The 13083-nt window shown below is 75.0% G+C and carries 8 protein-coding genes; all 8 read left to right on the top strand.

Going from position 1 to position 13083, the window contains the following annotated elements; translation table 11 throughout:
- Window positions 1–84 precede the first annotated feature (84 nt).
- A complete protein-coding gene (locus E1298_RS34385) occupies window positions 85–1248 on the top strand; it encodes a DegT/DnrJ/EryC1/StrS family aminotransferase (RefSeq protein ID WP_131900804.1) in 1164 nt (387 codons plus the stop codon).
- A gap of 140 nt (window positions 1249–1388) precedes the next feature.
- Window positions 1389–2462, top strand: a complete 1074-nt coding sequence (locus E1298_RS34380; RefSeq protein WP_243725981.1) for a Gfo/Idh/MocA family protein — start codon at window positions 1389–1391, stop codon at window positions 2460–2462.
- A complete protein-coding gene (locus E1298_RS34375) occupies window positions 2452–3159 on the top strand; it encodes an HAD-IA family hydrolase (RefSeq protein WP_131900802.1) in 708 nt (235 codons plus the stop codon). The genes E1298_RS34380 and E1298_RS34375 overlap by 11 nt, the downstream gene beginning before the upstream one ends.
- A gap of 45 nt (window positions 3160–3204) precedes the next feature.
- Complete coding sequence (locus tag E1298_RS34370; RefSeq protein WP_243725980.1) at window positions 3205–4869, top strand: ABC transporter substrate-binding protein; 1665 nt, start codon at window positions 3205–3207, stop codon at window positions 4867–4869.
- Window positions 4866–5813, top strand: a complete 948-nt coding sequence (locus tag E1298_RS34365; protein ID WP_131900801.1) for an ABC transporter permease — start codon at window positions 4866–4868, stop codon at window positions 5811–5813. The genes E1298_RS34370 and E1298_RS34365 overlap by 4 nt, the downstream gene beginning before the upstream one ends.
- Window positions 5810–6655: an ABC transporter permease gene (locus E1298_RS34360; RefSeq protein ID WP_165975816.1), complete on the top strand. Its 846-nt coding sequence runs from the start codon at window positions 5810–5812 to the stop codon at window positions 6653–6655. Before E1298_RS34365 ends, E1298_RS34360 begins: the two co-directional genes overlap by 4 nt.
- On the top strand, window positions 6652–8274 hold the full coding sequence (locus E1298_RS34355; RefSeq protein ID WP_131900800.1) for a dipeptide ABC transporter ATP-binding protein: 1623 nt from the start codon (window positions 6652–6654) through the stop codon (window positions 8272–8274). Before E1298_RS34360 ends, E1298_RS34355 begins: the two co-directional genes overlap by 4 nt.
- 186 nt (window positions 8275–8460) lie before the next feature.
- Window positions 8461–13083, top strand: a 4623-nt coding sequence (locus tag E1298_RS34350; protein WP_131900799.1) for a beta-ketoacyl synthase N-terminal-like domain-containing protein, incomplete at its 3' end; no start/stop codon positions are given.

The following is a 13083-nucleotide window of genomic DNA, read 5'->3' as shown; positions in this document are numbered from 1 at the left end:
GTGTAGGGGGGTGGTTAGGGGGTGACGGCTTTCTGTCCCGCTCATTAGCGTGCCGATACGGGCTTCGCCAATGGAAGAGGGACTATGACGACTCCAGGGACGCCTCCGGTTTTCCCTGAATGGCCCCAATACGGAGACGAGGAACGAACCGGCCTGGTGCGCGCCCTGGAACAGGGGCAGTGGTGGCGCATCGGCGGCAGTGAGGTGGACGAGTTCGAGCGGGAGTTCGCCGCCCACCACGGCGGCGGGTACGCGCTCGCGGTCACCAACGGAACGCACGCACTCGAACTGGCCCTCCAGGTGGCCGGGGTCGGGCCGGGCGACGAGGTGATCGTCCCGGCGTTCACGTTCATCTCGTCCTCGCAGGCGGCGCAGCGGCTCGGCGCCGTCGCGGTGCCGGTGGACGTGGACAGCGACACCTACTGCGTGGACGTGGCGGCGGTGGAGGCGGCGCTCACCCCGCGCACCAAGGCGATCATGCCGGTGCACATGGCCGGGCACATCGCCGACATGGACGCGCTGGACAAGCTGTCCGCCGCCAGCGGCGTCCCGATCGTGCAGGACGCCGCGCACGCGCACGGCGCGGAGTGGGCGGGACGCAAGGTAGGCGAGCTGGGCTCGGTCGCCGCGTTCAGCTTCCAGAACGGCAAGCTCATGACCGCCGGCGAGGGCGGCCTGGTGATCTTCCCCGACCGGGACGGCTGGGACCAGGGCTTCCTGCGGCACAGCTGCGGGCGGCCGCCGTCCGACCGCGGGTACTTCCACAAGACCTCCGGGTCGAACTTCCGGATGAACGAGTTCACCGCGAGCGTTCTGCGCGCCCAGCTCGGGAGGCTGGACGAGCAGGTCGCCACCCGGGAGGAACGGGCGCCCGTCCTGCGCGAGCTGCTCGCCGGGATCCCGGGCGTGGTGCCGCAGGGCCGCGACGCGCGGGCCACGCGCATCCCGCACTACATGGCGATGTTCCGGGTGCCGGGCATCGGCGAGGAGCGGCGCAACGCGCTGGTGGACGAGCTGGTCCGCCGCGGCCTGCCCGCGTTCGCGGTGTTCCGCGCCGTCTACCGGACGGACGGCTTCTGGGAGACCGGCGCGCCGGACACCACCGTGGAGGCGCTGGCGGAGCGGTGCCCCAACAGCGAGGCGCTCACCACCGAGGGCGTGTGGCTGCACCACCGCACGCTGCTGGCCGCCGAGGACGAGGTACGGCGCATCCCGGAGATCGTCGCGGCTGCGCTGGAGTCCATATGAGCGAGCGAAGCGAGTCCGGGGGGTTGCGGGGGGTCGTCCCCCCTCGGGGAGACGAGAGCGAGCGAAGCGAGCGCGGGGGGCTGCGGGGGGTCGTCCCCCCTCGGGGAGACGAGAGCGGGGCCACGGTTCGGACCGCGTTGGTGGGGTGTGGCTGGGCGGGGCGGTCGATCTGGCTGCCCCGGCTGGCCGGTCATCCCGCGTACGAGGTGGTCGCGGCCGTCGATCCCGATCCGGCCGCGCGCGACGCGATCGGCGGGCAGGGCGTGCCCCGCGTGCTGGCCGACCTGGACGAGTTGGAGCGCGGCGAGGTGGACCTGGCCGTCGTCGCGGCGCCCAACCACCTGCACGCCCCGGTGGCGGCCCGGCTGCTGGAGCGCGGCGTGCCGGTCTTCGTGGAGAAGCCGGTGTGCCTGAACGTGACGGAGGCCGAGAGGCTCTCGGCCGCCGAGAGCGCGGGCGGCGCGATCCTGCTGGCGGGCAGCGCCGCTCCCTACCGCGCCGACGTCCGGGCGCTGTACGCGCTCGCGGCGGAGCTGGGCCCGATCCGGCACGTGGACGTGGCGTGGGTCCGGGCGCGCGGGGTACCGGGTGCGGGCGGCTGGTTCACCGACCGGAGCCGGTCGGGCGGCGGGGCGCTGGTCGACCTCGGCTGGCACCTGCTCGACACGGTCGGGCCGATGCTGGGCACGGCCGTGTTCGAGCAGGTCGCGGGCGCGGTCTCGGCCGACTTCGTCAACGCGGGCTACCTGCGGGCGCAGTGGCGCGGCGACGCGGACGCGGAGGCCCCGGGGACCGGCGACGTGGAGGACACCGCCCGGGGCTTCCTGGTGACCGAGGACGGCGTCTCGGTGTCGCTGCGCGCGAGCTGGGCGTCCCACCAGGCCCGGGACGTGACGCGCTTCACCGTGGAGAGCGTGTCCGGGACGGCCGAGCTGACGTGCACGTTCGGGTTCAGCTCGAACCGGCAGGCCGAGTCGGTGCTGACGCGGACGCGGCACGGGACGACGGTGCCGGTGCCGCTGCCCGTGGAACCCGTCGGCGCGGAGTACTCCCGGCAGCTCGACGAGCTGCCCGCGCTGCTCGCCGACCCCGCCGGACGGGGCGCGGCGATCGGCGGCGCCCGCCGGACGATCGCGGTCATCGAGCGACTCTACGGCTCCGCTCGCGCGGCCCGGCGGGCGGCCCTCGTCCCGGAGGTGCAGGGTGCCGGTTGAACGTGCGCCGGAGGCGGTCGTCTTCGATCTCGACGGGGTCCTGGTGGACAGCTTCGGGGTGATGCGCGAGGCGTTCGCGATCGCCTACGCCGAGGTCGTGGGCGGCGGGCCCGCCCCGTTCGAGGAGTACAGCCGCCATCTCGGCCGCTACTTCCCCGACATCATGCGGATCATGGACCTGCCGCTGGAGATGGAGGAGCCCTTCGTCCGGGAGAGCTACCAGCTGGCGGACCGGGTGAACGTCTTCGACGGCGTCCCGGAGCTGCTGGCCGGGCTGGACCGGGACGGGGTGCGGCTGGCGGTGGCGACCGGCAAGAGCGGGCCGCGCGCCCGGTCGCTGCTGGACCGGCTGGGCCTGCTCGGCCGGTTCCGGTACGTGATCGGCTCGGACGAGATCGCCCGGCCCAAGCCCGCGCCCGACATCGTGGTGCGCGCGCTGGACCTGCTGGGCGTCCCGGCGGAGCGGGCGCTGATGGTCGGGGACGCGGTCACCGACCTGGCCAGCGCGCGCGGCGCGGGCGTGACGGCCGTGGCGGCGCTGTGGGGCGTGGACGACGAGGCGGCCCTGCTGGCCGAGCGCCCGGACGCGGTGCTGAGGCGGCCGTCGGACCTGCCGGCGCTGTGGGGGGCGTCCGGCGTGCCCGCGCTGTCGCGTTCCATCGGATCGGCCGTCCCCGATGGAAAATCCCGGGCGTAAAACATACTATTCCTACCAAGTCAGTTGAATAAGGAGACGTGAGGCATGGCCGCGACGCTGTCCATGACGCGCAGACCGCTGGTCCCCGGGATCCTGCTGGCGGGCGCGCTCGCCCTCGCCGGGTGCGGCGGTTCCGGCGGTTCCGGCGGGGAGGCCGCCGCGGACTCCGGCCGTCCCGTCGAGGGCGGCACGCTCGTGTACGGCGTCGACGGCGAGCCGATCGACCTCGATCCGCACAAGAGCCCCCAGGACGTCACCGCGCTCTACGCCCGGCCCGTCCTCGACTCGCTGGTCTCGCTCGACACCCAGGGACGGATCCACCCCTGGCTCGCGTCGTCCTGGACGATCTCACCGGACCGCAAGACCTACACCTTCAAGCTGCGGGAGGGGGTGAAGTTCAGCGACGGCACCCCGTTCGACGCGGCCGCCGTCAAGGCCAACCTCGACCACATCGCCGATCCGCGCACCAAGTCGCAGATGGCCGCCGGCCAGATCAGGCCGTACCAGGGCACCACCGTCGTGGACGCGCGGACGGCCAAGGTGGCCTTCGCCAAGCCGCACTCGCCGTTCCTGGCGGCGCTGTCCACCGCCTTCTTCGGCATCCAGTCGCCCACCCAGCTCCGCAAGGGCCCCGACGCGCTCGCGCGGCAGATCGTCGGGTCCGGGCCCTACATCATCGACAAGTACACCCCGAGGCAGGGCATCGCGTTCCGCCGCAACCCCGACTACAACTGGGGGCCGCAGAACGCGGCGCACACCGGTCCCGCGCACCTCGCGCGGCTGGAGTTCAAGCTCCTCGCGTCCGATTCGGTCCGGTTCGGAGCGCTCAACAGCGGCCAGCTGGACGCCATCGCCAGCGTGCCGCCGTCCAACCTCAAGCTGCTCCAGCGCAACCCCAAGCTGCGCCTGGACAAGCGGCAGGCCCCCGGCGGCAACTACAACTACTACCCCAACACCACGCGGGGGCCGTTCACCGACGTGCGCGTCCGCCGCGCGTTCCGCGACGGCATCGACTTCAAGACCGTCGTCGGAAAGCTGTACTTCGGCGCCATCCAGCCGGCCGCGAGCCCGCTGTCGCCCAGCACCCCCGGCTACGACAAGACGACCGAGACCCTGTGGAAGTACGACGCGGCCGCCGCCGCGAAGCTGCTGGACGAAGCGGGCTGGAGCGCCCGCGACGCGCAGGGCTACCGCACCAAGGACGGCCGGCGGCTGACCGTCAGCTGGCTCGGCGTGCAGGGCCTCGGCCGGGAGCAGCGCGGCACGCTCGCCGAGCAGATCCAGGCGGAGGCCAAGAAGGCCGGCTTCGAGGTGCGGCTCGACAACGTCACGGTGAACGAGTACATCGCCCGCTTCGGCAAGGGCGACTACGACATCGCCGCCATCAGCTGGCAGCGCGCCGACGCGGACGCGCTGCGCAACCTGTTCGACTCCGCGAGCATCTCCGACGGCGGCAAGCTCACCCAGAACCTCGCCCGCTACTCCGACAAGGAGGTGGACGGCTGGCTCGCCAAGGCGCTGGACACCAACGACCCGGCGGCGCGCGCGGACCTGTACGGCAAGGTGCAGCGGAAGGTGATCGAACAGACCGCGGTGTTCCCCGTCTACGTCCCCAGCTACCTGGTGGGGTACTCCAAGCGGATCGGCGGCATCGGCTGGGAGGCCCAGGCGTTCCCGACCTTCTACGACGCCTGGAAGACGGGCAGATGAGCCTGCGGCCTCCGGCGCGGGTCGTCCGCGTCGTGCTGGTGCGCCTCGGGGCCTCGGTGCTGGTGCTCTGGGGCGCGGTGACGGCCTCCTTCGCCGCGCTCCAGCTCGTCCCCGGCGACGTGATCGACTCGCTCGCCGGGACCAACGACGTCACCCCCGAGGTGCGCGCCCAGATCGTCGCCGAGTACGGCCTCGACCGGCCGGTGCTCGCGCAGTACGGGACGTTCCTGAACCGGATCCTGCACGGCGACCTGGGCCGGTCCTACCGGCTGGACCAGCCGGTCGCCGAGGCGATCGGCTCGCAGTTCGGCGCCTCGCTCCGGCTCACCCTCGCCGGGATGGCGCTCGCGCTGGCCGCCGCCACGGTCCTGGCGCTGCTGACCGCGCGCCGCGGCCGCTGGATCCGCGCGGTCTCCTCGGGCATCGAGCTGGTCGGGGTGTCGGTGCCCGGCTTCTGGGTGGGCATCCTGCTGCTGACGGTGTTCTCGTTCCAGCTCGGCTGGTTCCCCGCGACGGGCGGGTCGGGGCCGAGCGGCCTGGTGCTGCCGGCCGTCGCCATGGCGATCCCGGTGACCGCGCTGCTCACCCAGGTCATGCGGGAGGGGCTGGAGCGGACGCTGGAGCAGCCGTTCGTGCTCACGGTGCGGGCGCGCGGCATGTCCGACGGCGGTGTGCGGCTCCGGCACGCGCTGCGGCACGCCCTGCTCCCGGTGGTGACGCTGGCCGGATGGCTGTTCGGCGCGCTGCTGGGCGGCATGGTCGTCACCGAGCAGGTCTTCTCCCGGGAAGGGCTCGGGCGGCTCGTGGTCATCGCGGTGGAGAGCAAGGACCTGCCCGTGGTGATGGGCGTCGTGCTGGTCACCGCCACGTTGTACGTGCTGGTCAACATCGCGCTCGACCTGCTCTACCTGGTCATCGACCCCCGGCTGCGGGGTGCCCGGTGACGGTGCTCGCCGCGGCGCGGCGACCGGCGGCCGGGCGCGTGTCGCGGCCGGGGCTGTGGGCCGCCGCGCTCTTCCTCGCCCTCGTCGTCCTCGCCGCGCTCGCCCCCGGCCTGCTGGTCGACGGCTCGCCCGGCGACGCGGACGCGCTGTCGGCGCTCCAGGGACCGGGCGGCGACCACCCGCTCGGCACCGACGCCAACGGGCGCGACGTGCTGACCCGCATCGTGTACGGGGCGCGGCCGTCGCTGCTGACCGGGCTCGGCGCGACCGCGCTCGCGGTCGCCGCGGGCACCGCGCTGGGCCTGCTCGCGGGGCTCGGCGGGCAGGTCCTCGACCAGATCGTCATGCGGCTGGCGGACATGGTGCTGTCGCTGCCGACGATGCTGCTCGCGCTGCTCGTCCTGGCCGTCACCGGCCCCGGCACCGGGCCGACCATCTACGCCATCGCGGTCTACACCGCGCCCGGCTACGCGCGGCTGGTCCGCGTCCAGACGATGCTCGTGCGGCGGTCGGAGTACGTGGAGGCCGCCGAGTCGCTGGGCCAGACCCGGCCGCGGGTCGTCGCCCGGCACATCCTGCCGAACGCGTTCGCGCCGCTGGCCGTGCTGGCCGCCATGGAGGTCGGCATCGCGCTGATCGCCGCGTCCGCGCTGAGCTTCCTGGGCTTCGGCCCGAGGCCGCCGGCGCCCGAGTGGGGCGCGATGCTCGCCGCGGGCCGCGACTACTTCGCGGTCGCCTGGTGGGTCGCGGTCTTCCCCGGCCTGGCCATCACGCTGACCGTGCTCTCGATCACCGCCGTGGGCCGGGCGCTGCAGCGGCGCTCCGAGGGGAGGGCCGGATGACCGGGCCCCTGGTGGAGGTCGCCGACCTCAGCGTCTCGTTCGGGACGATCCGGGCCGTGCGGGGCGTGTCGTTCGCGGTCCGTCCCGGCGAGTGCGTGGCGATCGTGGGCGAGTCCGGGTCCGGCAAGAGCGTCACCGCCCGGACCCTCCTCGGCCTCACCGGCGACGGCGCCGACGTCCGCGCCGGCGCGCTGCGGATCGACGGCGAGGACGTCTCGGCCTATGACGACCGGCGCTGGCGCGCGGTGCGCGGCTCCCGCGTCGGCTACGTCCTCCAGGACGCGCTGGTCTCGCTCGACCCGCTGCGACCGGTCGGCAAGGAGGTCGCCGAGGCGCTGCGCCTGCACCGCGTCGTGCCGCGCGCCGACCGTCCCGCCCGCGTGCTGGAGCTGCTGCGCGCCGTCGGGGTGCCCGAGCCCGAGGTGCGGGCGGCGCAGTATCCGCACCAGCTGTCCGGCGGGCTGCGGCAGCGGGCCCTCATCGCCTCCGCGATCGCCTGCGACCCGGCCCTGCTCATCGCCGACGAGCCGACCACGGCCCTGGACGTCACCGTGCAGGCGCAGATCCTGCGGCTGCTGGACGAGCGGCGCCGCGCCGGGACGGCGCTGCTGCTGATCAGCCACGACCTCGCCGTGGTCGGCGAGCTGGCCGACCGGGTCCTGGTCATGAAGGACGGCGAGATCGTCGAGGAGGGACCGGCGCGCGACGTGCTGGCCGTGCCCCGGCACGCCTACACGCGCACGCTGCTGGACGCGGTCCCGGCGGTCCCGGCGGTTTCGGCGGGCCGCGCGGGCGGCCGGGACCGTGCTGCCCGCCGGGACCGCCGCGAGCCGGGCGAGGTGGTGATCGAGGCCCGCGGCCTGTCCAAGACGTTCGGCGGACGGCCCGCGGTGCGGGACGTCTCGTTCGAGCTCCGCGCGGGCGAGACCCTGGGGCTGGTGGGCGAGTCGGGCTCGGGGAAGACCACCGCGGCCCGGATGGTGCTCGGCCTGCTGGAACCCGACGGCGGCGAGGTGCTCGTGGACTCCCGGTCGTGGCGCGGGCTGTCCGGCCGCGAACGGCGCGCGCTGCGGCCGCGGATCCAGGTCGTCTACCAGGATCCGCTCAGCTCGTTCGACCCGCGGTTCACGGTACGCCGGGTGCTGGACGAGGCGCTGGCGGCGGGCGGGGTGCCGCGCGGGGAGCGCCGCGCCCGGGCGGTCCGGCTGCTGAAGCAGGTCGGGCTGGACGCGGCCGTCCTCGACCGCCGTCCGCTGCTGCTGTCCGGCGGGCAGCGGCAGCGCGTCGCGATAGCCCGCGCCCTTGCGCCCGGCCCGCGCGTCATCGTGTGCGACGAGCCGGTGTCGGCCCTCGACGTGTCGGTGCAGGCGCAGGTCCTGGACCTGCTGGCCGGGCTCCAGGCGGAGCTCGGCGTGGCCTACCTGTTCATCTCCCATCACCTGGGCGTGATCCGGCAGGTCAGCGACCGGGTGGCGGTGATGCGGGACGGCCGGATCGTGGAGACCGGCGATGTCGAGCGGGTCTTCGCCGAGCCCCGCGCCGACCACACCCGCGAGCTGCTCGCCGCGATCCCCCGGCTCCCGGCCGGCGCCCGGGGAGATCTGGAGGCGACCCCATGACCGCGCCGCGCCGCCACTCGCCGCGCCTCTGAGCTCTTCTGCCGAAGCCCGCGAAAACGGTTCCCGATTCCTTCGGGAGCCGTTTTCTTATGGCTTTCCGGGCGGATGTCCCAGGACAAGAGGATAGGGGTGCATAGGGGGGACCTAAGGGGCTCGAATTCGATTGGGCCTGGCAAGACTTGGGCCATGCTGCGCGCTGAGTTGATCCGTCCCCTGCACGAATTGCTGCGGTCGAACGCCGCGCGTTTCGGTGACAAGGTCGCCTTCCAGGACGCCCGCCGGAGCGTCAGCCATACCGAGCTGGAGCGGCGCACCGCGCGGCTCGCCGGGGGGCTGGCCGGGCTCCGCCTGCAACCCGGGGACCGCGCCGCCATCCTGCTCGGCAACCGCGTGGAGACGGTGGAGAGCTACCTGGCGATCGTCCGGGCCGCCGCGATCGGCGTGCCGGTCGACCCACGGCTCACCGACGCCGAACTGGCCTACCTGCTGGACGACAGCGGCGCCCGGGTGGTGATCGCCGACGCCTCGCAGGCCGGACGGCTGCGGCGGCTGCCGGGTGCGGCGGACCGGCGGATCGTGGTCGTCGGCTCGGCCGTGCCGCCGCCCGGGATGGTCGCGTACGCGACCCTGGCCGAGACGGACCCGGAGGTCCCCGCCCGGGACGATCTGCCGCTCGACGCGCCCGCCTGGATGCTCTACACCTCGGGGACGACGGGCCGCCCGAAGGGCGTGCTGTCGACGCAGCGGTCCTGCCTCTGGTCGGTCGCGGCCTGCTACGCCCCGATCCCGGGGCTGTCGCCGGATGACCGGGTGCTGTGGCCGCTGCCGCTGTTCCACAGCCTGTCGCACATCGCCTGCGTCCTCGGCGTGACCGCGGTCGGCGCGACCGCGCACATCCTGGACGGGTTCGCCGCCGATGTCGTCCGGGACGCGCTGCGCGAGCACGCGATCACGTTCCTGGCCGGGGTGCCGACGATCTACCACCATCTCGTCCGGGCGGCCCGGGAGGAGCGGTTCGAGGCGCCGGACCTGCGGATGTGCCTGGTCGGGGGAGCGGTCACGACGGCGGCGCTGCGCCGCTCGTTCGAGGAGGCGTTCGGGGCGCCGCTGCTGGACGCCTACGGCAGCACCGAGACCTGCGGGGCGATCACGATCAACTGGCCGGCGGGCGCCCGACCCGAGGGCTCGTGCGGCCTGCCCGTGCCCGGCCTCGGCGTGCGGCTCGTGGACCCCGAGCGCGGCACGGACGTGGACACCGGTGCGGAGGGCGAGGTCTGGGTGCGCGGGCCGAGCGTCATGCTCGGCTACCACAACCGGCCGGACGCGACCGAGGCGGCCTTCCGCGACGGCTGGTACCGCACCGGCGACCTGGCCCGGCGCGACGAGACCGGGTACTTCACCGTCACCGGCCGGATCAAGGAACTGATCATCCGGGGCGGGGAGAACATCCACCCCGGCGAGGTCGAGGAGGTGCTGCGCGGCGTCCCCGGGGTCGCGGACGCCGCGGTGGCCGGCCGCCCGCACGAGATCCTCGGCGAGGTGCCGGTCGGGTACCTGGTGCCCGGCCCGGGCGGGTTCGATCCCGAGGAGGCCCTGGCCGCCTGCCGGGAGCGGCTGTCGGCCGCGAAGGTGCCCGAGGAGCTGTACGAGGTCGGGGAGATCCCGCGCACCGCGTCCGGGAAGATCACCAGGCACGCGCTGCTGGAGCGGCCCGCCCGGCTGCGCGCCGTGGGCGCCGCCCGGCACGACTCCCTCTTCCGCCTCGACTGGTCGCCCGTCCCGTCCCCGGGGCCGGAGGCGGCGGACCGGCCGGACGTCACCACCCTGGCGGGCGGGGCGGGCGTGCCGCTGCGGGAGCTCACCGGCCGGATCCGCGCCTGGCTGGAGGACGATTCCGGCGCGGCGGGAACGCTGGCCGTCGTGACGCGGGGCGCGGTCGCCGCCGCCCCCGGGGACGAGGTGCCCGACCTGGCCGGTGCGGCCGTGTGGGATGTGGTCCGCTCGTTCCAGGCGGCGCACCCCGGCCGCGTCGTCCTCGTCGATCTGGACCCGGAGAGCGCGGCGGGGCTGCCCGAGGCGGCGCTGTCGGGCGAGCCCGAGCTGGCGATCCGTTCCGGAGCCGCGCTGCGTCCCCGTCTCGTGCGCGTGTCGGCGGGCGCGGTGTCGCGGAGCCCCCTGCTGCCCGGCGCCCCGCACACCGCGGTGGTCACCGGCGCGGACGGCCCGATCGGCGCCGGTGCCGCCCGCCACCTCGCCGCCGCGCACGGCGCCCGCCGCCTGCTGCTCGTCAGCGACCGGGGCGAGGCCGATCCGGCCGCCGCCGCGCTCAGGGCCGAGCTGGCCGGACGGGGCGTCCAGGCGACCCTGACCGCCTGCGACATCGCCGACCGGGACGCGCTGGCCGCGCTGCTGGCCGACCTCCCCGCCGGTCCCCTGGCGGTGGTGGTCGCGCCCGGCGCCTCGGAACGCGCCGCGCGGACCCTGGCGGACGGGGCGCTGAACCTGCACGAACTGACCGACGGCGACGGCCGGGACCTGTCCGCGTTCGTGCTGCTGTCCGCGTCTCACGACGAGTCCGGCGCGTCCGGTGCTTCCGGCGCGTCCGGCGGGGTAGACGAGGCGGCGGCGCGGGCGTTCCTCGCCGCCCTCGCCCACCACCGGGCCGCGCGGGGACTGCCCGCGCTGTCGCTGAGCCTGGACGGCCGGCTGACCGCGGCGGAGAGCGCCGCCATGTTCGACGCCGCCCACATGGCGGGGCATCCGGCGCTGACCGCCCTGGCGTCGAGTCCCGGCGACGCGGAGCCGGTCAGCGCCGCCGCGCCCGACGCCGCCGCGTCCGCCCGGCTGCGGCAGCGCATCGAGGGCCTCTCCCGCGACGGGCAGGAGCGGCTGCTGACGGACCTGGTGCGCGCCGAGGTCGCCGGGCTGTACGACGCGCCGGACGGCGAGAGCGTCCCGGCCGACCTGGCGTTCCGGGACCTCGGCCTCACCTCGGCGACCGCCGTGGAGCTGCGCGCCCGCCTCATCGGCCGGACCGGCCTGCAACTGCCCGTCACTCTGGCGTTCGACCATCCGACCCCGGCGGCGGTGGCGCGGCGCCTCCGCGCGCTGCTGATCGGGGACGACGCACCCGCCGCCGTCGCCGAGCCGTCCCGGGGCCGCTCCGGCGAGCCGATCGCCGTCGTCGCCATGGCCTGCCGGCTGCCGGGCGGGGTGACCGGTCCCGACGACCTGTGGCGGCTGGTCAGGGACGGGGGCGACGCCATCGGCCCGTTCCCGGACGACCGGGGCTGGGACCTGGACGGGCTCTACGACCCCGATCCCGGCCGCGCCGGGACGTCCTACGTCCGATCGGGCGGGTTCCTGTACGACGCCGGGGAGTTCGACGCGGGCCTGTTCGGCATCTCCCCGCGCGAGGCGCTGGCGATGGACCCGCAGCAGCGGTTGCTGCTGGAGACCTCGTGGGAGGCCGTCGAGCGGGCGGGCATCGACCCGGCCTCGCTGCGGGGCTCGGACGCCGGCGTGTTCACCGGGGTCATGCACCATGACTACGCCACCGGCCTCGGCGAGGTCCCGGACGGTCTGGAGGGCTATCTCGGGACGGGCAACGCGGGCAGCGTCGCGTCGGGCCGCGTGGCCTACACGCTGGGGCTCGAAGGCCCGGCGATCACCGTGGACACCGCGTGCTCGTCGTCGCTGGTCGCGCTGCATCTGGCGGTCCGCGCGCTCCGCGACGGCGAGTGCGCGCTGGCGCTCGCGGGCGGCGTCGCGGTGATGGCCAAGCCCGGCTCGTTCGTCGAGTTCTCCCGGCAGCGCGCGCTGGCCCCCGACGGCCGCTGCAAGCCGTTCGCCGACGCGGCGGACGGCACGGCCTGGTCAGAAGGGGTCGGCGTGCTGGTCCTGGAGCGGCTGTCGGACGCGCGGCGCGCGGGCCGTGAGGTGCTGGCGGTGATCCGGGGCTCGGCGGTGAACCAGGACGGGGCGTCCAACGGCCTGACCGCACCGAGCGGACCGGCGCAGGAGCGGGTCATCCGGCGGGCGCTGGCGGACGCGCGCCTCGCGGCCGCGGACGTCGACGCGGTCGAGGCGCACGGCACCGGGACGACGCTGGGGGACCCGATCGAGGCGCAGGCGCTGCTGGCGACCTACGGCCAGGGCCGGTCCGCCGACCGCCCGCTGCTGCTGGGATCGCTGAAGTCGAACATCGGGCACGCCCAGGCCGCCGCCGGAGTCGCGGGCGTGATCAAGACGGTGCTGGCGCTCCGGCACGGCGAGCTGCCCCGCATCCTGCACCTGGACGAGCCCAGCTCGCGGGTGGACTGGTCGTCCGGGGCCGTGGAGCCGCTGGCCGAGACGCGTCCGTGGCCCGAGACCGATCGTCCCCGCCGGGCGGCGGTGTCGTCGTTCGGCGTCAGCGGCACCAACGCCCACCTGATCCTGGAGGAGGCCCCCGACGCACGGCCCGACGAGCCCGCCGCCGCCCCCGGCCCGGCGACGGTTCCGCTGGTGCTCTCGGCCCGCTCGCCCGAAGCGCTGCGGGCGCAGGCGACCCGGTTGGCGTCCTTCCTCACAGGCCGTCCAGGAGACGGTGTCTCGGACGAAGGTTTCGCGCTCCTGACCACGCGGGCGGCTCTCGACCACCGCGCCGTGGTCGTGGCGGCCGAACGCGACCGCGCCGCCGCGGCCCTGCACGCCTTCGCCGCAGGCGGACCCGTCGCCGACGTGGTGTCGGGCCCGGCCGACAGAGCCACGGGGAAGCAGGTGCTGGTGTTCCCGGGGCAGGGGGCGCAGTGGGCTGTCTCTTATACA

Origin of the sequence: Actinomadura rubrisoli (genome assembly GCF_004349215.1) — a bacterium.
In the GTDB taxonomy this organism is placed as follows: Bacteria; Actinomycetota; Actinomycetes; order Streptosporangiales; family Streptosporangiaceae; genus Spirillospora; species Spirillospora rubrisoli.
The sequence above is the reverse complement of the archived record's forward strand: the minus strand, read 5'-3'. Positions and strand labels throughout refer to the sequence as shown.

Bases quoted from the DNA above. Each gene is read 5' to 3' on its own strand.
- E1298_RS34370 (WP_243725980.1), top strand. From the start codon at position 3,205: ATGGCCGCGACGCTGTCCATGACGCGCAGACCGCTGGTCCCCGGGATC.
- E1298_RS34385 (WP_131900804.1), top strand. From the start codon at position 85: ATGACGACTCCAGGGACGCCTCCGGTTTTCCCTGAATGGCCCCAATAC.
- E1298_RS34365 (WP_131900801.1), top strand. From the start codon at position 4,866: ATGAGCCTGCGGCCTCCGGCGCGGGTCGTCCGCGTCGTGCTGGTGCGC.
- E1298_RS34355 (WP_131900800.1), top strand. From the start codon at position 6,652: ATGACCGGGCCCCTGGTGGAGGTCGCCGACCTCAGCGTCTCGTTCGGG.